20 protein-coding genes, 1 tRNA gene and 1 riboswitch are annotated in these 21,109 nt (G+C 73.7%); of the genes, 7 read left to right on the top strand and 14 right to left on the bottom strand.

The window, feature by feature from the left end; all coding sequences use genetic code 11:
• Positions 1 to 4: 4 nt before the first annotated feature.
• Positions 5 to 859 (bottom strand): Sir2 family NAD-dependent protein deacetylase, encoded by an 855-nt coding sequence (locus VFJ94_RS05625; RefSeq protein ID WP_325003228.1) that lies wholly within the window; start codon positions 857 to 859, stop codon positions 5 to 7.
• 175 nt (positions 860 to 1,034) lie between these two features.
• On the opposite strand from VFJ94_RS05625, the gene VFJ94_RS05620 reads away from it, so the two are divergent.
• Entirely contained in the window at positions 1,035 to 1,979 is a 945-nt protein-coding gene (locus tag VFJ94_RS05620; protein WP_325003214.1) for a LysR family transcriptional regulator, read from the top strand.
• Positions 1,980 to 2,011: 32 nt separating this feature from the next.
• Here VFJ94_RS05620 and VFJ94_RS05615 read toward each other — a convergent pair whose 3' ends face one another.
• Positions 2,012 to 4,471, bottom strand: a complete 2,460-nt coding sequence (locus tag VFJ94_RS05615) for a ComEC/Rec2 family competence protein (RefSeq protein WP_325003213.1) — start codon at positions 4,469 to 4,471, stop codon at positions 2,012 to 2,014.
• Positions 4,468 to 5,487: a ComEA family DNA-binding protein gene (locus VFJ94_RS05610; RefSeq protein ID WP_325003212.1), complete on the bottom strand. Its 1,020-nt coding sequence runs from the start codon at positions 5,485 to 5,487 to the stop codon at positions 4,468 to 4,470. Before VFJ94_RS05610 ends, VFJ94_RS05615 begins: the two co-directional genes overlap by 4 nt.
• A 162-nt stretch (positions 5,488 to 5,649) precedes the next feature.
• Between VFJ94_RS05610 and purU the strand changes: the two genes are divergently transcribed.
• Entirely contained in the window at positions 5,650 to 6,492 is an 843-nt protein-coding gene (gene purU, locus VFJ94_RS05605) for a formyltetrahydrofolate deformylase (protein ID WP_325003211.1), read from the top strand.
• A gap of 86 nt (positions 6,493 to 6,578) precedes the next feature.
• On the opposite strand, the gene VFJ94_RS05600 is transcribed toward purU, so the two are convergent.
• The 3 genes from VFJ94_RS05600 to leuS form a co-directional block, all read right to left on the bottom strand.
• The gene (locus tag VFJ94_RS05600) at positions 6,579 to 7,187 is read right to left on the bottom strand and encodes a glycerol-3-phosphate acyltransferase (protein WP_325003210.1); all 609 of its coding nucleotides are present in this window, start codon (positions 7,185 to 7,187) and stop codon (positions 6,579 to 6,581) included.
• Positions 7,184 to 8,059, bottom strand: coding sequence for a DegV family protein (locus VFJ94_RS05595; protein WP_325003209.1), 876 nt, complete (start codon positions 8,057 to 8,059; stop codon positions 7,184 to 7,186). The genes VFJ94_RS05600 and VFJ94_RS05595 overlap by 4 nt, the downstream gene beginning before the upstream one ends.
• Positions 8,060 to 8,153: 94 nt before the next feature.
• Positions 8,154 to 11,138 (bottom strand): leucine--tRNA ligase, encoded by a 2,985-nt coding sequence (leuS, locus tag VFJ94_RS05590; protein WP_325003208.1) that lies wholly within the window; start codon positions 11,136 to 11,138, stop codon positions 8,154 to 8,156.
• Between the two features lie 225 nt (positions 11,139 to 11,363).
• Here leuS and VFJ94_RS05585 point away from each other — a divergent pair, with 225 nt between their 5' ends.
• Both VFJ94_RS05585 and ilvA read left to right on the top strand, forming a co-directional pair.
• The gene (locus VFJ94_RS05585) at positions 11,364 to 11,738 is read left to right on the top strand and encodes a thioesterase family protein (RefSeq protein WP_325003207.1); all 375 of its coding nucleotides are present in this window, start codon (positions 11,364 to 11,366) and stop codon (positions 11,736 to 11,738) included.
• On the top strand, positions 11,720 to 13,003 hold the full coding sequence (gene ilvA / locus VFJ94_RS05580; protein ID WP_325003206.1) for a threonine ammonia-lyase IlvA: 1,284 nt from the start codon (positions 11,720 to 11,722) through the stop codon (positions 13,001 to 13,003). Before VFJ94_RS05585 ends, ilvA begins: the two co-directional genes overlap by 19 nt.
• A gap of 33 nt (positions 13,004 to 13,036) precedes the next feature.
• On the opposite strand, the gene VFJ94_RS05575 is transcribed toward ilvA, so the two are convergent.
• From VFJ94_RS05575 to VFJ94_RS05550, 6 genes are all read right to left on the bottom strand, one after another.
• Positions 13,037 to 14,491 (bottom strand): MDR family MFS transporter, encoded by a 1,455-nt coding sequence (locus VFJ94_RS05575; RefSeq protein ID WP_325003205.1) that lies wholly within the window; start codon positions 14,489 to 14,491, stop codon positions 13,037 to 13,039.
• A gap of 51 nt (positions 14,492 to 14,542) precedes the next feature.
• A tRNA-Ala gene (locus VFJ94_RS05570) sits at positions 14,543 to 14,615 on the bottom strand.
• 95 nt (positions 14,616 to 14,710) lie between these two features.
• Entirely contained in the window at positions 14,711 to 15,364 is a 654-nt protein-coding gene (locus VFJ94_RS05565) for a histidine phosphatase family protein (RefSeq protein WP_325003204.1), read from the bottom strand.
• The gene (gene rsfS / locus VFJ94_RS05560) at positions 15,361 to 15,771 is read right to left on the bottom strand and encodes a ribosome silencing factor (RefSeq protein WP_325003203.1); all 411 of its coding nucleotides are present in this window, start codon (positions 15,769 to 15,771) and stop codon (positions 15,361 to 15,363) included. Before rsfS ends, VFJ94_RS05565 begins: the two co-directional genes overlap by 4 nt.
• 7 nt (positions 15,772 to 15,778) lie before the next feature.
• Positions 15,779 to 16,456, bottom strand: coding sequence for a nicotinate-nucleotide adenylyltransferase (gene nadD / locus VFJ94_RS05555; RefSeq protein WP_325003227.1), 678 nt, complete (start codon positions 16,454 to 16,456; stop codon positions 15,779 to 15,781).
• 17 nt (positions 16,457 to 16,473) lie between these two features.
• Entirely contained in the window at positions 16,474 to 16,689 is a 216-nt protein-coding gene (locus VFJ94_RS05550) for a hypothetical protein (RefSeq protein ID WP_325003202.1), read from the bottom strand.
• Between the two features lie 137 nt (positions 16,690 to 16,826).
• Between VFJ94_RS05550 and VFJ94_RS05545 the strand changes: the two genes are divergently transcribed.
• Positions 16,827 to 17,918, top strand: coding sequence for a glycosyltransferase family 2 protein (locus tag VFJ94_RS05545; protein WP_325003201.1), 1,092 nt, complete (start codon positions 16,827 to 16,829; stop codon positions 17,916 to 17,918).
• Here the strand turns inward: VFJ94_RS05545 and VFJ94_RS05540 are convergent.
• Complete coding sequence (locus tag VFJ94_RS05540; RefSeq protein ID WP_325003200.1) at positions 17,842 to 18,537, bottom strand: class I SAM-dependent methyltransferase; 696 nt, start codon at positions 18,535 to 18,537, stop codon at positions 17,842 to 17,844. The genes VFJ94_RS05545 and VFJ94_RS05540 overlap by 77 nt on opposite strands.
• Before the next feature lie 135 nt (positions 18,538 to 18,672).
• Entirely contained in the window at positions 18,673 to 19,956 is a 1,284-nt protein-coding gene (locus VFJ94_RS05535; protein WP_325003199.1) for a glutamate-5-semialdehyde dehydrogenase, read from the bottom strand.
• A 120-nt stretch (positions 19,957 to 20,076) separates the two neighbouring features.
• Positions 20,077 to 20,188: riboswitch (TPP riboswitch) on the top strand.
• Between VFJ94_RS05535 and thiE the strand changes: the two genes are divergently transcribed.
• Entirely contained in the window at positions 20,184 to 20,852 is a 669-nt protein-coding gene (thiE, locus tag VFJ94_RS05530; protein WP_325003198.1) for a thiamine phosphate synthase, read from the top strand. (Overlaps the previous riboswitch by 5 nt.)
• The coding region (locus VFJ94_RS05525) for an FAD-dependent oxidoreductase (RefSeq protein WP_325003197.1) at positions 20,849 to 21,109 on the top strand (261 nt) is incomplete at its 3' end. The genes thiE and VFJ94_RS05525, both read left to right, overlap by 4 nt.

Below are 21,109 nucleotides of genomic sequence, written 5' to 3'. Positions count from 1 at the left end.
TCGACTAGAAGCCGGCGACCAGGGCCGAGCGGAGGGCGGCAAGCGTGTCGCCGAGCGACTCATGAAGGCGGATCGTCGCCTCGGCGTCGCCGCGCGTGGCCGACTTCGTGACGATCGCGACGGGTATGCCGCGAGCCGCCGCGCGGCGCACGAAGCGGTAGCCGCTCATCACCGACAGCGAGGACCCCAGCACCAGGAGGGCACCGGCGGACTCGACCAGAGCGAAGCACCTCTCCACCAAGGACTTCGGCACTGACTCGCCGAAGAAGACGACCGCCGGCTTGACGGTGTCCCGGTCGCAGACGAGGCAGCGGGGCGCATGGAAGCTGTCCACCAGGTCGTCGCTGAGCACGATGTCTCCGTCCGGCCGCACCTGCTCGCCCCACTGGGACCCGACGGCGGCCGCCCGGTCGACGAACCGCTGCAGGAAGCCGGGGTTGGCCTCGGTCATCCGCTCGTGCAGCCCGTCACGGGTCGTTGTCTCGCCACAGGTGAGGCACACGGCCCGGTCGAGCGAGCCGTGCAGCTCGACCACGTCACGCGTCCCCGCGGCTTGGTGCAGGCCGTCGACGTTCTGGGTGATGACCGCGCCGAGGTAGCCGCCCTCCTGCAAGGCGGCGACGTCGTGGTGGCCACGGTTGGGGGCGGCCTGGGAGAAGCGCTGCCAGCCGATGTAGCTGCGGGCCCAGTAGCGCCGCCGCGCCTCGGAGCTGCCGACGAAGGTGCCGTAGCTCATCGGCTCCACCCGGCGCGTGCCGTCCGGCCCGCGATAGTCCGGGATGCCCGACTCCGTCGACAGGCCCGCCCCGCTGAGGACGGCGACGTCCCCGGCGCTCACGAGGTCGACGAGGTCGTCCATCGTGCCGAGGTTGCTCACGTCCAGCGGGAGCGGTCGGGAGGTCGCGAACTGCACCCCGGCATTATCGCCCGCCCCGACGCCCACCCGGCTCGCCAGGCGCTCGAGGCACGACCGCAAAGAAGGCGATCTCGGAAACGGCGATCCATGCATAAGCGGGCGTTATAGAATTGGGCCCATGATCGACGCAGCGGGTCTCCGTGTCATGAAGGCCATCGCCGACGAGGGCAGCTTCACCAGCGCCGCAAACGCGCTGGGCTTCACCCAGCCCGCCATCTCGCAGATGGTCCGCCGCCTCGAGCAGCGCACCGGCACCGTCCTCGTCGAGCGCTACGGCCGCCAGGTGCGCCTGACCGAGGCGGGCCAGGTCCTCGCCCGGCACGCCGTCGCCGTCCTCGCCGCGCTCGACGCCGCCGAGGAGGAGATCACGGCGATCGCGGGGCTGCGCGCGGGCCGGGTCCGGCTCATGGCGTTTCCCTCGTCGTCGGCCACCCTCGTGCCCAAGGCGCTCGCGGTCCTCAAGCAGCGCCACCCCGGCGTCTCCGTCACCTTCACCGAGGCGGAGCCGCCCGAGTCCCTGGCGGCCCTGCGTGGCGGCGACTGCGACGTGGCGGTGGCCTTCGCCTACGAGGGCATGGACCTCGGCGTCCTCGAGGAGGACCTGTCCATGCTCGTGACGCGCCACCTGCTCGACGACGAGGTCCGGCTCGTGCTGCCGTCGTCGCACCCGCTCGCTGCCCGCGAGGTCGCGCACATGTCCGACTTCTCCGACGAGGAGTGGATCGCCGGCTGCCCCCGCTGCCGAGGCCACCTGCTCTCCCTCAGCGCCCACGCCGGCTTCACCCCGCACGTGGCGTTCGAGACCGAGGACTACGTCGCCGTCCTCGGCCTCGTCGCCGCCGGCCTCGGCGTGGCCCTCGTGCCTGACCTCATCCTGCGAGCGGCGAAGCACGAGGAGGTCGTCGCTCTGCCCCTCGACCCCGCCTCCCGCCGGCAGATCCTCGCCGTCACGACCGCCGACCTGCAGCGCGTGCCCGCGGTCGAGGCCGCTCTTGACGCGCTGTGCCTGGCCGCCCAGGCCCAGGTGGGCGTGACGCCGGTGCTGGCGCCGGCGCCGGCCTGAGCGGCACGCGCCGCCACGGCCGCGCCGGCCGCTCACGGCCCCCGCCCCCGGCCGATGACCGTGAGGCCGCGGACGTCCCGGACGAGCACGAGGTCACCTTCCAGGTCAGTTCGGTGCACCCGGAATCCATTGCGCGCCAGGGCATTCAGCGTCGACGGCGCCGGGTGACCATAGTCGTTGGGCGTCCCGACGCTGATGAGCGCGAGCCGGCCTGCGACGTATCGAAGGAGACCGTCGTCACGGTTGCTCGACCCGTGATGGGGCACCTTGAGCACGTCGACCGTCCCCCAGCGCTCGGGCTCCAGGCGGGCGGCCCGTAGCACCTCGGCCGCGGCCTCCCGCTCCATGTCGCCGGGGAAGAGGATGCCGACGCCACGGGTGCGCACCGTCATGACGACCGAGCCGTTGTTGGGCACCGAGCCTGCCGAGATGGGCCGGCCCGGCCACCAGACGTCGGCCCGGACCGGGCCCACCGTGACGGTGTCCCCCGCGCGCAGCTCCCGCAAGGGCACGGCGGCGGCGGCAGCGAGTCGGGACACGTGCTCGGACTGCGCCAGCGGCTCCTTCACGGTCGAGACCCGGATCTCCGCGACCCGGCGGCCGTGGAGCACCCCCGCCAGCCCGCCGGCATGGTCGGCGTGGAAGTGGGTCAGGACGACGAGGTCGACGACCTCGACGTGCAGCCTGGTCAAGCAGCCGTCGATGACGTCGGGCTCGGTGCCGGTGTCGATGACGACGGCGTGGCCAGCCCCGCTGTTGACGACGAGCCCGTCTCCCTCTCCGACGTCGCAGGCGACGGTGATCCAGGCCGGCGGGGGCCACCCCACGGTGGAGGGGGGCAGCACGAACGCCGCGGTGACGAGGACCACTGCCACGGCGAGCAGTGGGCGCAGCCGAGAGCGGTGCCAGAGCCACGGGGCGACGAGCACCACGAGGGCGGTGAGGGCGGCGAGGAGGACGGCGGCCTCCGCGGAGGTGCCCCACGGGATACTGCCGAGCGGCGCCTCAGCGCAGCGCCGCGCCACCCACGCGATGCCCTGCGCCGGCACCCCGGCCGCCCACGAGAGGACAGTGGCCGCGCCCGGCCAGACGACGGAGAGCACCGCCACGCCGACGCCGACCACGGTCGTCGGCCCGACGAGGGGAGCCGCGAGCAGGTTGGCCACGACCGCGACGAGGGACACCGAGCCCTGCAGCGGCACGACGATCGGGGCGCACGCGGCCTGCGCCGCCACCGGCACGGCGACGACCGGGCCGAGCCACCGGAGGCGAGGCGGCAGCCGACGGGCGAGGGCGCTGCCCCACGGCTGGGCGAAGAGGAGCAGGCCGAGGGTCGCCACGCTCGACAGCGCGAAGCCGTAGGACCGGGCGAGCCACGGGTCCCATGCGAGGAGGACGAGGATCGCCGCCGCCAGGGCGGGGACTCCGACGCGCCGCCGGGACGTGGACAGGCCGAGCAGCCCGACGCCTCCCATCACGGCGGCGCGGATCACGCTTGGCTCGGGCCTGGCCAGCACGACGAAGGCGATTAGCACCCCGAGGGCCGCCCACGGGCGCCAGCGCCTGCGCACGGCGAGCAGCCGACAGAGCGCGATGGCCGACCCCAGGACGAGCGTCACGTTGGACCCCGACACGGCGCTCAGGTGGCTCATGCCCGTCGCGAGCATCGCCGTGGTGAGGTCCGGCGGGGTGCGCGACGTGTCGCCGAGCACGAGCGCCGGGACGAGGCCACGCGCGTCGGCGGGCAGGGTGGTGGTGGCCTCACGGAAGCGGGCTCGCACCGCGGAGGCCGCCCGGAACACCGCTCCCGGGCTGCTCGTGCGCTGTGGAGGCCCGCGCGGCGCGGCCACCGCGACGACATCGTCTCCCGGTTCGGCCGGCCGCAGGCGCGCGACCACCTCGATGCCGTCGTGCCACTCGACGTCGGCCCACGCAGCGGGGCCGAGGACCAGGACCCGGGTGCTGACTTGGGTGGTGCGTCCCCGTGCGGTCACCGAGCCGACGTCGAGGCGGACGACGACCAGGCTGGGGGATCCGGCCTTCCCCGTGCCGTCGCGCTGCTCGCCCCCGTCATGCTCCACGCCGTCCTGCTCGGATGAGCTCCGCTCCGCGCCGGCGCCTGGGCCCGCCCCGTCCCGCCCGGCGGCGCCCCCGATGATCCTCGGGTCGGCGGAGACCTGGCCCCGGAGGGTCACGACGGCGCGCTCGGCCGCGAGGGACTCGAGCGGCCCGACCGCCCGCACCACCCGCTGCCCCGAGGTCGCCACCAGGGCGAGGCAGCAGGCGGCGAGGGTCAGCGCGAGCAGGCGCAGGACCGGCCGTCGGCGGGACCCGGCGCGGCCGAGAAGGACAAGGGCCGCTGCCCCGCACGCCACCGCCCCGCCGACCACCCAGGCAACGGGGACGACGAGCGCGCCGAAGGCGACGAGCGGCCAGGCGGCCAACGCCGGGACGAGCAGCCGCACGTCGGTGCGCCGCGCCGGCCTTCTCACAGCGTCACCCTCGCCTTGAGCTGGGCAAGGAGCTTCTCCCCGATGCCGCTGACCTCGCCGAGCTCGTCGACGGAGGTGAACCGGCCGTGCTCGGCGCGCCAGTCGAGGATCCGCTGCGCGAGCACGGGCCCCACGCCCGGCAGCCCGTCGAGCGCGGCCAGATCGGCGGTGTTGAGGCTCACCGGCGCGTCCCGCGCAGCTGCCCCGGTCCCTCCGGTCCCGGTGCCGCCCGAGGCGCCCCTGCCCGTGTCGGCTGCGGTCCCCGGAGGCGCCAGCGGGGGCTGCCCGGGTCGTGGCACCATCACCTGCTCGCCGTCCACCACGACGCGGGCGAGGTTGAGCGCCGCCAGGTCGGCGCCCGGTGCGGTGCCTCCTGCCGCCGCGAGGGCGTCCGCGACACGGGCGCCCGGCCGCAGCCGCACCAGCCCCGGCCGCATCACCTGACCGACGACATGGACGACGACCTCGCCGTCGGGCGGCGCCGGTCCGCTCCGCGGCGGACGGCCGGCCGCCCGCGGCGCCGGGGAGGCCGGCGTGTCCGACGGCGAGCTGGCGGAAGTGCCGCCGCCCGACCCGGGGTCACCTCGGCTCTCGACCCGGGGGCCCGCGGTCGCCGGCGCGACCGGCGGGCCGTCTCCCGCGGCGCGCTCCGCCCAGAGGACCCGCAGCACGAAGGCGCACGCGAGGGCGACGACGAGCGCGAGCATGGCCACGACGGCCGGGGTCGAGACGGCGACCCGCCCGGCGCGTAGCTGCTCGGGCAGCGTGAGCAACGCCGGCCGCCGCGCTCGGCGCAGCTCCGCGTCGAGCCGTGCGAGCTCGTCGCTGACGTCACCGGCGTCGGGCGCCACGGCGCGGCGACGGGAGGCGCCGGGTGCCGGCGCCCTGCGACCCGGCGCGGGGCCCTCCGGAGGGCGCGGCTCCGCGGGCACCCAGCCCGATCGGACCTCCGGCCCCCTCAGCACGCCAGCCACCCGCCCGAGGTCGGGCGGCCGGGAGGCGCGGCGAAACGGCATACGGGCACGGTAGGCACGCCCGCCACCACTCCCCCGATGCCCGTGACGGCCTGTGGACGACGCACGGCCAGGCGCCCCTCATGTGGACGGGGGCGCCACCCACCTCACCGCTGCGCGCGTGTCGGCTGGGTCCGGGGTGGGCCCGTCAGCCAGACTCCTCCAATGGCCCGGCACATCCTCACCCTCACCTGCGACGACCGACCCGGCATCGTCGCCGCCGTCTCCTCCGCCCTCCTGCAGGTCTCGGCCAACATCGTCGAGAACCAACAGTTCTCCGACGAGGACACGGCCCTGTTCTTCATGCGCACGGTCTTTGACTCCGAGGGCCCCGACGTGGCGACCGTGCGCCGCACCATCGAGCAGAGCGAGGCGATCACGAACGCCCGCCTCGCGATCCGACCGTTCGAGCAGCGGTGCCGGACGCTCATCCTCGTGTCCAAGTTCGACCACTGCCTCCTCGACCTGCTGCACCGGTGGCAGAGCGGCGACCTGCCCATCGACCTCGTCGGCGTCGTCTCCAACCACGAGGACTGCAGGGCGCTCGTCGAGTTCTACGGGCTGCCGTTCACCGTCATCCCGGTGTCGAGGGAGACCAAGCCCCAGGCCGAGCGCGCGCTCATGTCGATCGTCGAGGAGACGGGCACCGAGCTTGTCGTGCTGGCCCGCTACATGCAGATCCTCTCGGACTGGCTCTGCGACCAGCTCGCCGGCCGCGCGATCAACATCCACCACTCGTTCCTGCCCGGCTTCAAGGGCGCCCGCCCCTACCACCAGGCGCATGACCGCGGCGTCAAGCTCATCGGCGCCTCCGCCCACTACGTCACCGCGGACCTCGACGAGGGCCCGATCATCGAGCAGGACGTGGTGCGGGTCACGCACGCGGAGACCCCCGCCCGCCTGGTCGCCATCGGCCGTGACGTCGAGCGCCGGGTCCTCTCCCGGGCCGTGCGGGACCACGCGGAGAGCCGGGTCTTCCTGTCCGGGCTGCGCACGATCGTCTTCTGAGGCCATGCCCCCGTATGCCGCCGACTGCATGGCTGCCGCTCCGGGAGCAGTGACGTCGCGGCCGGCACCGGCGGAGGCGTCGACGACTAGGACGTCATGCGACGCCGGCGCCACCACGCCACGGCGTTGCTGCGGTGCCGCCACAGCACGATGACGGCGAGCGCGACGAGCCATGCCGCGGTCCACCGGTCGCCGGGAGCACGACCGAGCAGCACGAGGACGGCCGTGCCCACGAGTCCCAAGGCGCCGACGACCGACCCGGCGGCCACCCATCGCGTGACGAGGACCGCGACGCCGAAGAGGAGGACGACGACGAGGGCCACCCAGGGGTGGACCCCCAGCATGGCGCCGAGGGTCGTCGCGACGCCCTTGCCGCCCCGGCCGCGGAGGAAGGGCGACCACACGTGGCCGAGCACCGCCGCCAGGCCGGCGGCATACCCCGCATGGGCACCGAGCCAGTGGCCGGTGACGAAGACGGGCACGAGGCCCTTGAGCACGTCGAGGACGCCGACGACGACGCCCCACCTGCGGCCGAGCACCCGGCCCGCGTTGGTGGCGCCCGGGTTGCCCGAGCCGGACGCCGCGAGGTCGTGGCCGAGCAGCCGCGCGATGTGCGTGGCGGGGTTCACCGAGCCGAGCAGGAACGACGCGACGACGACACCGGCCCACGCGCTCAGGAGGGGGGCTCCGCTCATGGGACCTGCCCCGGCGGCCACGGCTCCTCGGGCCGGGGGGAGGCGGCGATGGCGACCGTGCCGGGCCCGACGTGCGCGCCGACGACCGCCCCCAGCTCGACGACGAGGACGCGGCCGGCCTGCGGAAGGGCGGCGCGCAGGTGCTCGGCGATGGTGTCCGCGCGGTCCGCGGCGTCGAGGTGGTGGACCGCGAGGTCGACGGCCATCCCGGTCGCGGCCACGTGCTCGTGCACCATGGCTTCGATGCGGGCGATGGCGCGGGCCGACGTGCGGACCTTCTCGACGGGCACGATCCGCCCGCCGCGGACGGCGAGGATCGGCTTGATGGCGAGCGCCGAGCCGAGCAGGGCGGAGGCCGCGCCGATCCGCCCGCCCCGGCGCAGGTGCTCGAGGGTGTGGACGTAGAAGAGGACGCTCGTCCGGCTCAGCCGCCCGGTGATCGCCCGGCTGACGTCCTCGGTGACGGCGCCCCGCGCGGCCAGCTCCGCGCCGGACACGACCGCGAAGCCCATGGCCATGCCGAGGGTCTCGGAGTCGATGACCTCGACCGGGACGGGCGCCTCGGCGGCGGCGAGCCGCGCCGCCTCGACGGTGCCGGACATCGCGCCGGACAGGTGCACGGACACGATGGCCGTGGCCCCGTCGTGAGCGAGCCGACCGTAGCACTCCACGAACGCCTCCGGCGTCGGCCTCGACGTCGTGACCACGGTGTGGGCGCGCAGCGCCTCCGCGACCTCGTCGGGCGTGATGTCGCTCTCGACGCGCTCCTTGCCGCCGACGACGACGTGGAGCGGGACGACCTCGATCCCGTGCTCGCGCACGAGCGCCTCGGGCAGGTACGCCGTCGAGTCCGTGACGATCCGAACGCTCACTCCCGCTCCTCCTCACCACCCCCAGCCCCCCAGATGTCTGCGGGGCCAGGTGTCGTCATAGCGATACCCAGCCTCCCAGTTGTCTGGGGGTGGGTCAGGCGGGGACGACGTTGACGAGCTTCGGGGCCCGGACGACGACCGTCCGTATGCCGCCCCCGGTGGCCGCCCGAACCTTCTCGCGCGCCAGCACAAGGTCGCGCAGGTCGTCCTCGGAGATGTCCGGCGGCACCTCCACGCGGTCGCGGACCTTGCCCCTGATCTGGACGACACAGGTGACCTGCTCGAGGACGATCTTCGCCGGCTCTGACACGGGGAAGGGGACGCGCGAGAGCCCGCCCTCGTGGCCGAGCCGTGCCCACAGCTCCTCCGCGACGTGCGGCGCGACCGGTGACACCATGAGCACGAGCGCCTCGACCACCTCACGCGGGGGCACGTCGAGCTTGGTCACCGCGTTGTTGAGCTCGATGAGCTTGGCGATGGCGGTGTTGAAGCGCAGGTCCTCGTAGTCCTCCCGGACGCCCTGGATGGTCTGGTGGAGCTGGGTCGTGAGCGCCTGGTCCGGCTCGACGTCGGCGACGAGGACCGCGCCGGTCTCCTCGTCGACGACGTTGCGCCACAGGCGCTGCAGGAAGCGCTGTGAGCCGACGACGGCCCGCAGCTCCCACGGCTTGGACAGCTCCAGCGGTCCCATCGACATCTCGTAGACGCGGAAGGTGTCGGCGCCGTAGGCGTCGTACAGCTCATCCGGGCTCACCGAGTTCTTCAGCGACTTGCCGATCTTGCCGTACTCCCTCCTCACCGTCTGGCCCTGCCACGTGAACACCGGCTCGCCGTCCGGGCCCGGGGACTCGACGACCTCCGCGGCCGGGACGTACTGGCCGCGCGAGTCGGTGAACGCCCAGGCCTGGATGTAGCCCTGCGAGAAGTACTTCCGGAACGGCTCCTCGCTCGAGACGTGCCCGAGGTCGTAGAGGGCCTTGTGCCAGAAGCGGGCGTAGAGCAGGTGCAGCACCGCATGCTCGACACCGCCGACATAGAGGTCCACCCCACCCGGGTCGACCGTGCTGGCGGGCGCCCCGGCCACCGGCGTGGCGTGGCGTGCCATCCAGTACCGCTCGTTGTCGGGGTCGACGAGCGCCTCGTCGTTGGCCGGGTCGAGGTAGCGCAGGTAGTACCAGCAGGAACCCGCCCAGTTGGGCATCGTGTTCGTCTCCCGCCTGAACATCCTTGTGCCGCGGCCGTCCCCGAGGTCGAGCTCGACGTTGACCCAGTCCGGCAGGCGGGACAGCGGCGGCTCGGGCGAGGAGCCGGCGTCGTCGGGGTCGAAGGTCTTCGGCGAGTAGTCCGGCACGTCCGGCAGCGTCAGCGGCAGCTGGTCGTCCGGCACGGCGTACGCGAGGCCGTCCTCGTCGTAGACGATCGGGAAGGGCTCGCCCCAGTAGCGCTGCCGGCTGAACAGCCAGTCGCGGATCCGGTAGTTGACCGTGCCGTGGCCGATGCCCTGCTCCTCCAGCTCGGCGATGATGCGGGTCTTGGCCTCCTCGACCGTCAGCCCGTCGAGGGACACGCGGTCGTTGGCGGAGTTCACCACCACTCCCGGGCCGACGTAGGCGTCGTCCAGGGGCGCGTCGGCTGCGTCGAGCGAGGGCGCGACGACGCGGGCGATCGGGATGGAGAACTTGGTCGCGTACTCGAAGTCGCGCTCGTCGTGGCCGGGCACGGCCATGATGGCCCCGGTGCCGTAGCCCATGAGCACGTAGTCGGCCACGAAGACCGGGATCGCCTGTCCCGTCATGGGGTTCGTGGCGAAGGTGCCCGTGAAGACACCCGTCTTGTCCTTGCCCTCGGTCTGCCGCTCGACATCCGACTTGCGGGAGGCCGCGAGCCGGTATGCCGCCACCGCCGCCTTCGGGGTGACGCTGGCCGCCGCGTCGGCACCCTTCCAGTCGTCGTGTGTTGCGGCCGGCCAGTCACCTTCCGGCACAAGGAGATCCACGAGCGGATGCTCCGGCGCCAGCACCATGAACGTCGCGCCGAAGAGCGTGTCGGGCCGGGTTGTGAACACCTCGATGGAGCGCTGTTCGCCCGCGGCCGCGGCCGCGCCCTCGCCAGCGGCAAGCGTCACCGGGAAGGCGACCCGGGCGCCGTGCGAGCGGCCGATCCAGTTGCGCTGCATGAGCTTGACCTTCTCGGGCCAGTCCACCCGGTCGAGGTCGTCCGCCAGCCGGTCGGCATACGCAGTGATCCGCATCTTCCACTGGCGCAGGTTCCGCCGGAAGACGGGGTAGTTGCCGCGCTCCGAGCGCCCCTCGTTGGTGACCTCCTCGTTGGACAGGACGGTGCCGAGGCCGGGGCACCAGTTGACCGGCGCCTCGTCCGTGTACGCCAGCCGGAAGCCGTCGAGCACGGCCGCCTGCTCGACACCGGACAGCTCGTTCCACCGTCGGCCGCTCGCGCCGGGGACCTCGCGCTCCCCCGACTCCAGCTGCTCGACGAGCTCGGCGATGGGGCGCGCGCGGCCGCGGCCGCCGTCGGGCCGCTTGGCGTCGCGGTCGTACCACGCGTCCCAGATCTGCAGGAAGATCCACTGGGTCCAGCGGTAGTAGTCCTCGTCGATCGTCGCGAAGGTGCGCCGGTTGTCGAAGCCGAGCCCGAGCCTGCGCAGCTGCCGCCGCATGTTCGCCATGTTCTCCTCGGTCGTCTTCCGAGGGTGCTGCCCGGTCTGCACGGCATACTGCTCCGCCGGCAGCCCGAAGGCGTCGTAGCCGAGGGCGTGCAGCACGTTCTTGCCGAGCATCCGGTGGAAGCGGCTGTAGACGTCGGTCGCGATGTAGCCCAGCGGGTGGCCGACGTGCAGGCCCACGCCGGAGGGGTAGGGGAACATGTCGAGGACGACGAGCTTCTGGCCGAGGGCCGACACCTTGGCCGGCTCGGCCCACGGGCCGGCGGGGTTCGGCGCGGCGAAGGTGCCCTCCTCCTCCCAGCGGTCCTGCCACGCCACCTCGATGTCCTGCGCCATCCGCGCGGTGTAGCGGAACGGCGTCTCCGTGCTGCTCGGCTGGCTCGTCGCCTGGCTCATGTCGCCTCTTTCGTGTGGAGCGGCCGGCCGGCCGCCGCGCCTTCACGCCCGGGGCAAGAGAAAGCCCCTCGCGCAGGAGGGGCCGCGTCGACGTGGGTGCTTCCGACCCTGGTCAGCGCGGCCGCGGAAGGAGCAGCAGTCCGGCCATGCTCCCAAAGGTTAGCGCAGCGCCCGGCCTGCAGATGTGGGCGCCGGGGGCGCCTGGCGTCTGTCAGACTCGTTCGTATGCCGATGCGCCAGTTCTCGCACACCGTCACCGTCGACGACACCGCCGCCCGCGTCGGCACCGGCGACCTCGAGGTCCTCGCCACGCCACGGCTCATCGCCTGGTGCGAGCGCGCGGCCTTCGACGTCTGCCGCGCTTCGGTCGAGGGCGACCGGACCACGGTGGGCACCTACGTCAAGTTCGAGCACGTCAAGGGCAGCCCGGTGGGCGCCGAGGTCCTGGTGCAGTGCGCCGAGCCGATCAGTGACGGGCGCCGCCTCGTCTGCTTCGTCTCGGTCACCGACGCCCAGGGAGAGGACCTCGGGCACGGTGAGCTGCACCGGGCCGTCGTCGACGCCGAGCGGTTCATGAGCAAGTGCCAGCGGATCGCCTGAGCACAGCCGCCCCCGGCGTCACGGCTGCAGACGTCGAGGCCGCGGCCCGACGGCTCGTCGACGTCGTGCCGGTCACCCCGCTCACCCCCAACCAGCGGCTCTCCGACCGCCTGGCCGCGCAGGTTTTCCTCAAGCGCGAGGACCTGCAGGACGTGCGCTCCTACAAGGCCCGGGGCGCGACTAACTTCATCGCCGGGCTCGACGCGACGGCCCGCGCCGCGGGCGTCGTCTGCGCCAGCGCCGGCAACCACGCGCAGGGCGTCGCCCGGGCCTGCGCAGCCCTCGGCGTCCACGCCCGCATCTACCTGCCCCGCACCACCCCCCGCCAGAAGCGGGAGCGGGTGGCGGCGATCGGAGGGCGGTGGGTCGAGATCGTGGTCGAGGGAGACCTCTACGACGACGCCGCGTCGGCCGCCCTCGAGGAGTCGGCACGCACCGGCGCCACCCTCGTGCACGCCTTCGACTCCGTCGGCACCGTGGCCGGCCAGGGCACCGTCGTCCGGGAGGCGGTGGGACAGCTCGTGGACCAGGTCGGCCGGGCTCCCGACGTCGTCGTCGTCCCCGTGGGGGGCGGGGGCCTGCTCGCCGGCACCCTCGCGTGGCTGCGGGAGGAGCATCCCGAATGCCGCGTCGTCGGCGTCGAGCCGGCCGGGGCGGCCTCGATGCGGGCGGCCCTGGCCGCAGGGGCACCCGTCGACCTGCCCACCGTCGACCCCTTCGTCGACGGTGCCGCCGTCTCCCGGGTGGGGGCGGTGCCGTTCCCCATCGTCCGGGACAGTGGCTGCGAGGTCGTCTCGGTGCCCGAGGGCGCGGTCTGCATCGAGATGCTCGAGCTCTACCAGTCCGACGGGATCATCGCCGAGCCGGCGGGCGCGCTCGCGTCGGCGGCGCTGCCCGCCCTCGGTGTGGGACCCGGCCAGACGGTCGTCGCGGTGCTCTCGGGCGGCAACAACGACGTCACCCGGTATGCCGAGGTCGTCGAGCGCGCGCTCGTGCACCAAGGGCGCAAGCACTACTTCCTCGTCGAGTTCCCGCAGGAGCCGGGGGCGCTGCGCCGGTTCCTCGACGAGGTGCTCGGCCCTGACGACGACATCACGCTCTTCGAGTACGTCAAGCACAACAACCGGGAGACCGGCCCGGCGCTGGTCGGCATCGAGCTGGGCTCTCCCGACGACCTGCCGGCCCTGCTCGAGCGGATGGCCCTCGCTCCGCCGCAGATCGAGCGGGTCCCCCCGGACAGCCCGCTCTTCCGCTTCATCGTCTGAGGGGCGCCTTCATCGTCTGAGGGGCGCCGTCGCTCACTCCGTCTTCTCCAGGTGCACCGGCATGAGCAGCTCGAGCAGCCCCATGCCGATCGCCAGGACGAGGATCCCGACGAAGACGCGGTGGATGCCCGTGGCGAGCAGCGGAGCGCTCGGGTGCGCCCCCACCACCGCGTTGACGACCGCGCCGAAGACCGCGACTCCGATGGCGGAGCCGAACGACCGGGCGAACATGTTCGTCGCCGTGGCGACGCCGCGGTCGCCCCAGGCGACGCTCGCCTGCGCCACGACGAGCGCGGGCGCGGCGACCCAGCCCATGCCGAAGCCGATGAGCGTGCAGGCGAGCGCCACGTAGCCGAGCGAGCCGACCGGGCCGACGACGAGGACGATGGAGCCCGCGACCGCGAGTGCGACGCCGAGCAGCCCGGTCGTCCGGAAGCCGATGCTGAGGTAGAGCCGTCCGGAGATGGCAGCCGCGACCGGCCAGCCGAGCGTGAGGGCGGCGAGGGTGAAGCCGCTCACGATGGCCGTGGCTCCGGCGACCTCCTGGCCGAGGGTCGGCACGTAGGACGACAGGCCGAGGATGAGGCCGCCGACGAGAAGGGACAGGGCGCTGGTGACCTGCAGCGTGCGGCTGCGGAAGACCCACACGGGCAGGATCGGGTCGGCGACCCGCCGCTCGACGAGCGCGAAGACACCGAAGAGCGCCGCCGCGGAGCCGAAGATGGCGGCGGTCTGCCAGCCGGCCCAGGGCCACCGCTGGCCGCCCTCGAGGAGGCCGAGCACGAGCAGGGTGGTGGCCGCGGTGAGCAGCGCGGCGCCCAGGTAGTCGACCCTCGGTCGTCCCTCCGCGGTCCGCGCGAGCCGCTCCTGGAAGCGGCGCAGCATCCACGCGGCGAGCACGCACAGGGGAATGTTGACCCAGAAGATGAAGCGCCAGCTCAGCAGCTGGCTGAAGAGGCCGCCGACGGTCGGTCCGATGACGGAGGAGATCCCCCAGACGCTCGCGACGTATCCCTGGACCTTGGCGCGCTCCCGCAGGGAGTAGATGTCGCCGATGATCGTCATCCCGATGGGCTGCACGGCCCCGGCGCCGAGTCCTTGCAGCGCGCGGGCGGCGATGAGCACGGGCATGCTCCACGCGGCCCCGCAGAGGACCGACCCGACGAGGAAGGCCGCGATGCCGAAGTACATGAGGGGCCGGCGGCCGAAGAGGTCGGCGAGCTTGCCGTAAACCGGCACCGTCGCCGCCTGGGCCAGCAGGTAGAGCGAGAAGAGCCAGGGGAACTCGCTGAAACCGCCGAGGTCACGCACGATGGACGGGACCGCGGTGGCCACGATGGTCTGGTCGAGCGCGACGAGCGCGGTGGAGAGCATCACCGCGAGCAGCACCGGGCCCCGCTCGGACCTCAGCCCGACGTCGCGGCGCCGGACAGGTGCAACCTCGGTCTCGCTCACAGTCGGGTGCAGCAGCGGGACGTCCCGCGGCATTCCCGGTCGTCCGTATGCCGGTAGCCCGGTGCGGCGTGCTGCTGTGTTCGGTGGAGCTGAGGGGACTCGAACCCCTGACCCCCTCCATGCCATGGAGGTGCGCTACCAGCTGCGCCACAGCCCCGAGCGGTCTCCCGCCGGCGTCCCCCTCGTCGAGGCGACTGCGCGAGTCTAGCCAACAAACCGTGCCGGTCCCAAATCGGGCTCCGCACAAGCGTTTCAGCGCGCGCGCGGCCCGACGTTCCATCCGGCGATGCGCCATGGCGGTCGGCCCGGCACGGTGTCGCGGGCCTCGACGAGCTCGATCCAGTGACAGTTGTCCAGCCCGCGGAAGAGGGCCTCGGACAGGTCCTGGTCGAGCGCGAGCAGGCCGGTGGCCGCGACTCGCCCGCTCGCCCCGTGCGCCACGACCACGGCCGTCTCTCCCGGGAGCAGCTCCCGCAGGATGTCGGCGAGCGCCGCCCCCGTGCGGACCGCGACGTCGGCCCGCGTCTCCCCCGTGACCCCCTTGGGCACGTCCTCGCCGCGGGCGAGCGCCGCCACCAGCTCGGGATAGCCCTCCCGGACCTCGTCGTGGTGCATGCCCTGCCACTGCCCGACGTCCACCTCCCGCAGCCGCGCGTCGAGACGCACCTCCAGGCCCGTGAGCGAGGCGATGGCGTCGGCAGTGGCGGCGGCGCGCTGGAGGTCGCTCGAGACGAGCAGGGCCGGCTCGTAGGCCGCGAGGTCAGGTGCGGCGGCGGCCACCTGCTCGCGGCCGCGCTCCGACAGTTCGGAGTCCTTGTGCCCCTGCCAGATCCGCGCGGCGTTGTCGACGGTCTCCGCATGCCGGAGGATGACGACCCGCCGTGGCTTCGCCACGACCTCGCTCACGCCTCCGCGCCGTCGTGGTCGCCGGGCCGGTGGAGCCGCTCGGGCGCCTCGACGGCGTCGAGGTCGATCTCGGGGCAGTCCTTCCACAGCCGCTCGAGCGCGTAGTACTCCCGCTCCTCCTCGTGCTGGACGTGCACGATGATGTCGCCGAAGTCGATGAGCACCCAGCGGCCCTCCCGCTCCCCCTCCCGCCGGATCGGCTTCCTGCCGAGCTCGCGCAGCCGGTCCTCGACCTCGTCGACGATGGCGCCGACCTGGCGCTCGTTGGTGGCCGAGGCGAGGACGAAGACGTCGGTGAGCGGCAGCTGGTCGCTGACGTCGATCGCCATGACCTTCTCGGCGATCTTGTCCTCCGCGGCGACGGCGGCGGCCTTCGCGAGGCGCAGGGCGTGTTGGGGGGCGGTCACGGATCTCCTAGACGGATGGGGCCAGCGGCCCGTGGTGGGGGCCCGAGCGGGGCGCCGACCGGCCGTCCCCGGCGCCCTCGTCGTGAGGGTGCGGGGGACCCACGGGAGGCACGAGCCGCGGCGGACCGGCATACAGGGAGTACTTGTTGATGTACTGCACGACGCCGTCGGGCACGAGGTACCACACGGGGTTGCCCTCGGCGACCCGGCGGCGGCAGTCGGTCGAGCTGATCGCCATGGCGGGCACCTCCTGCAGCGTCACGCCCTCCTCGGGCAGCCCGGAGTTGGACAGCACGTGACCCGGCCGGGTGACGCCGATGAAGTGGGCGAGGTCCCACATGAGGTCGGCGTCCTTCCAGGACAGGATCTCGGCCAGCGCGTCGGCGCCCGTGATGAAGAACAGCTCGTCGTCCGGGCGCTCGGCGTGCAGGTCCCGCAGGGTGTCGACGGTGTACGTCGGGCCGGCCCGGTCGATGTCGACCCGGCTGACGGTGAAGCGGGGGTTGGAGGCCGTCGCGACGACGGTCATGAGGTAGCGGTGCTCGGCCGGCGCGACCTTGCGGTGGTGCTTCTGCCACGGCTGGCCGGTGGGCACGAAGACGACCTCGTCGAGGGCGAACCGCGACTGGACCTCGCTCGCGGCCACGAGGTGGCCGTGGTGGATCGGGTCGAAGGTCCCGCCCATGACGCCGAGGCGCATGCTCAGTGCGAGGCCCCCTCGTGCGGGGTCACGTGGTGTCCGGCCTGGCCCTGCCCGCGCGGCCGCACCTTGTATGCCGTGTTGCGGAAGCTCCACGTCACGAGCAGGAGCGCGGTGAACAGGCCGAACGCGATGAGGAAGAACGCGATCGGCGGCATCGGCAGCTCCCGCACGGCTTCCTCTGCAGCGGGCACGGCGCTCAGGACACGATCAGACATGCCGTCAGCCTAGCGCCCCGGCCGGTGGCATCCCCGTGCGGCGCCCGCTTCGCGGCCTGCCGTCCGGGGACGGGACCCACAGCGCGCCGAGATCGAGCTGACAGGTCGCCGCGAGGTCGAGCCGTAGGCTTGGGTCCATGGTCCCCGAGCTGTCCGTCGTCGTGCCGATGTACAACGAGCAGGAGGTGCTGCCCCTGCTCGTCCAGCGCCTTCGGCGCGTGCTCGACGACGTCGACGCCAGCTACGAGGTCGTCGCCGTCGACGACGGCAGCACCGACCTGACCCCGGCCCTGCTGCAGCGCTACCACCGCGAGTGGCCGGCGCTGCGGGTCATCCGGCTACGGGCCAACGCGGGGCACCAGGCCGCCATCTCCGCCGGGCTCGCCTCGGCCCGGGGCGACTACGTCGTGACCCTCGACGCCGACCTGCAGGACCCGCCGGAGGTGATCCGGGACATGCTCGCGGCCGCCCGCCGCGACCGCGTCGACGTCGTCTACGGCGTGCGCGCCGACCGCTCGAGCGACACGTGGTTCAAGCGGTTCTCCGCCCGCGCGTTCTACACGCTCATCCGCCTCGTCTCGCAGACCTCCGCGCACAGCGACGCGGGCGACTTCCGCCTGATGTCGCGGGCGACCGTCGACGCCGTCAACAGCCTCCCCGAGCACAACCGGGTGCTGCGGTTCATCGTGCCGGCCCTGAACTTCCCGTCCGACACCGTGGAGTACCGCCGGGAGGAGCGGGCCGCCGGCCGCTCGAAGTACCCCCTGCTGAAGATGGTCAAGCTCTCGTTCGACTCGCTGACGGGGTTCTCGACCGCCCCGCTGCGCATGGCCACCATCGCCGGCCTCGGCGGCGGCGCGGTCGCCGTCTTGCTCCTCGCCTACATCTTCCTCTCCGCGGCGCAGGGCCACACGGTGGCCGGCTGGACCTCGACCGTGGCCATCGTCTCCGGCTTCGGCGCTGTGCAGCTCGTGTGCGTCGGCATCCTCGGCGAGTACATCGGGCGGATGTACGCCCACCTGCAGGGGCGCCCCACGTACTTCATCGCCTACGACTCGCTCACGACGTCGCTGCACGACCACGGGCCGACCGACACGCCGCTGCCTGGCCTGTCCCACGACCGCCCGATCCTCCGGTCGCCGGGACCGGAGGTCAGCGGCGCGGGTGAGCCCGCACGACGAGGCTCACGCCCGGCAGCTGCTTCACCGGCAGGTAGCGCTCCGCCGTGATGATGGTGCGCAGCCCGAGGTTGACGACCGGGTGCAGGTCCTCGAGGTCCGACCCGCTGCGCATCCGGCGGCGCATCGCCACCACGGGACGCAGCAGGACGTTCCACGACATGACCTCCGCGACCTCGAAGCCTCCCCGCTCGAGCAGCGCGAGCAGCGTCGTGCGGGTGTAGCGCCGCACGTGGTCCACCGCCTCGTCGTGGGAGGACCAGAGCCGCGGGTCGGCCGGGACGGCCACGAGGTAGGTCCCGTCCGGCCGCAGCACCCGGTGCACCTCGCGCACCGCGGCGTCGTCGTCCACGAGGTGCTCGAGGATGTCGAAGGCCACGACGAGGTCGAGGCTGTCGTCGGCGAGCGGTAGCGACGTCGCGTCGGCCCGCAGGGTGGGCAGGCCCCGGTCGTGCGCCACCTCGGCACCCTCGGCGCCGTACTCCAGGGCCGCCGCCTGCCAGCCGGCCCGGCGCAGCACCCGGGTGTTGCCGCCCCCCGCAGCGCCGACGTCGAGCGCCCGGCCCGGCGGCATACCGGAGATGGCCTTGGCGAGGAGGTGGCGACGCTCGCGATACCACCAGTGCGCGTCCTCGAGCGCGGCGAGCTTGCGGACCTCGGTGCCTTCCATGGCTGGCCATTGTGCCAGCCCTCGCGCGGCGCGCCCGCATCGACGGACATCCGAGCCCCTGCGGTTGGGTGGAGGTAGTCGGCGACCGCCTGCGGTCGCCGAATACCTCGAACGCGGTGGGCCTGCCCTGGGCCGTTAGCGGACGTGACCGTCGCCCTCGACGATCCACTTCGTCGTCGTGAGTTCGGGCAGGGCCATCGGGCCGCGCGCGTGCAGCTTCTGGGTCGAGATGCCGATCTCGGCGCCGAAGCCGAACTCGCCCCCGTCGGTGAATCGCGTGCTCGCGTTGACCATGACCGCCGCCGCGTCCACCTCGGCCGTGAAGCGGCGGGCCGCGCCGCGGTCCTCGGTGACGATCGCCTCGGTGTGCCCTGAGCCGTAGCGCCGGATCCGGTCCATGGCGGCGTCGATGGAGTCGACGACCGCCACGCTCAGCTCGAGAGCCAGCCACTCGGTGCCGAAGTCGGCGTCCTGGGCGAGGTCGTATGCCGCGCCCGCCGCCTCGGCGTAGCCGGCGACCTCGGGCGCGACGTGCAGGCGCACGCCCGCGGCCGCCAGGTCCGTCAGCATCTTGGGCAGGAAGTCGGCGGCCACGTCGCGGTGGACGAGCAGGGACTCTGCCGCGTTGCAGACGCTCGGCCGGTGGGTCTTGGAGTTGAGCGCGATCCTCGCCGCCTTGTCGAGGTCGGCCGCTCGGTCGACGTAGACGTGGCAGACGCCGACGCCGGTCTCGATGACCGGCACCGTCGACTCGCGCACGACGGTGGAGATGAGGTCGGCGCCCCCGCGCGGGATGACGAGGTCCACGTGGCCGCGCGCCGTCATGAGGGCCCGCGCAGCGTCTCGGCCACCCTCGTCGACGAGGGTGATGGCGTCCTCGGGGAGCCCTTGGCCCGCCAGGGAGTCGCGCATGGCGGTCACGAGGGCCCGGTTGCTCGAGGCCGCGGCGGAGCCACCGCGCAGCAGGACGGCGTTGCCCGACTTGAGGCACAGGCCGGCCGCGTCGACGGTGACGTTGGGTCGGGCCTCGTAGATCATCCCGATGACGCCCATCGGCACCCGCACCTGACGGATCTGCAGGCCGTTGGCGAGGGTCCCGCCGCGCACCACCTCGCCCACGGGGTCGGGCAGCGCCGCCACGTCACGCAGCGCCTGTGCCACGGCGGCCACCCGGGCCTCGTCGAGGCGAAGGCGGTCCTGCAGCCCCTCCGGCATACCCGCCGCCCGGCCGCGCTCGAGGTCGTCGGCGTTGCCGGCGAGGACCTGCGGCGTCGCGGCCTCGACCGCGTCGGCCATGCCGGCGAGGGCCCCGTCCTTCTCGGCGCGGGTGAGCAGGGCGAGCCGCCGGGAGGCGACGCGGGCCCGCTCCGCGAGCTCGGTGACGGCGGCGACGACGCGGGGGTCCACTGCTGCGCTCATCCTCCAAGGCTATCCCGCAGGTGCGGCGCCTCCCGCGGTCGCCCGGGGTCGCCCGCGCCCCCGCGGTCTCGCAGTGTGGCGCCCCTCTCGCGCCCGAGGCACGACACGGCATAAGGTGGCGCCGTCCTTCACGGGAGTCCGGCGCACCGGGCTGAGAGGGGGCTGACGCGGCCCCGACCGTCCACACCTGATCCGGATCATGCCGGCGCAGGGACCGAGGAGCACCGATGCTGCAGCACACGACCGCCGGCCCATCAGACCACCGGCTCGCGGGCGGTCGCGTCCCGCGCCTCCACGTCCTCACCGACACGCGCGGCGGCCGGGACCCGCTCCCCGACGTCCACGCCGCCCTGCGGGGAGGCGCCGGCGTCATCCAGGTCCGGGCCAAGGAGTGCACCGACCGTGCGGCCGTGGCGCTGACCCGCGCGGTGCTCGAGGCCGCCGCGCCGTATGCCGCGCTGGTCCTCGTCGACGACCGCGTCGACGTCGCGCTCGTCGCGGGCGCCCACGGCGTGCACGTGGGCGAGCACGACCTCGAGGTCGCGGACGTGCGGGCCCTCGCCGGACGACGCTTCGTCGTGGGGGCGACCGCGCGGACGCCGTCCGCCGCCCGCGCCGCGCAAGAGGCGGGGGCCACCTACCTCGGCGTCGGCCCGGCGGCGCCCACGTCGACGAAGGCCGGCCTGCCCGCCGCCCTGGGCCCGGAGGGGATCGGCGCGGTCGCGGCCGCGACGTCGCTGCCCGTCATCGCGATCGGCGGGGTCACCGCCGACCTCGTGCCGCGCCTGGTGCTCGCCGGCGCCCACGGCGTCGCGGTGGTCTCGGCCGTCTCGCAGGCCCCGGACCCGGCAGCGGCGACCGCTGCCTTCGCCGCGGCCCTGCCGGGGGAGCCGTGAGCACGGTGGAGGTGGGCAGCCCGGCCAGTCCCCCCACGGGTCCGAGGGTCGCGGTCGTCGGAGCCGGCATCATCGGCCTCGCCAGCGCGTGGGCGCTGGCCCGCCGAGGCTGCCGAGTCGAGGTCTTCGACGACGACCCGGGTGGCGGGGCGTCCTTCGCGGCCGCCGGCATGATCGCGCCCACGAGCGAGGCCGCCTTCGGCCAGGAGAGCCTCCTCGCCGCGACCCTCGCCTCCGCGCGCCTCTGGCCGGGCTTC

Source organism: Intrasporangium sp., assembly GCF_035688975.1.
In the GTDB taxonomy this organism is placed as follows: domain Bacteria; phylum Actinomycetota; class Actinomycetes; order Actinomycetales; family Dermatophilaceae; genus CALMNV01.
The sequence above is the reverse complement of the archived record's forward strand: the minus strand, read 5'-3'. Positions and strand labels throughout refer to the sequence as shown.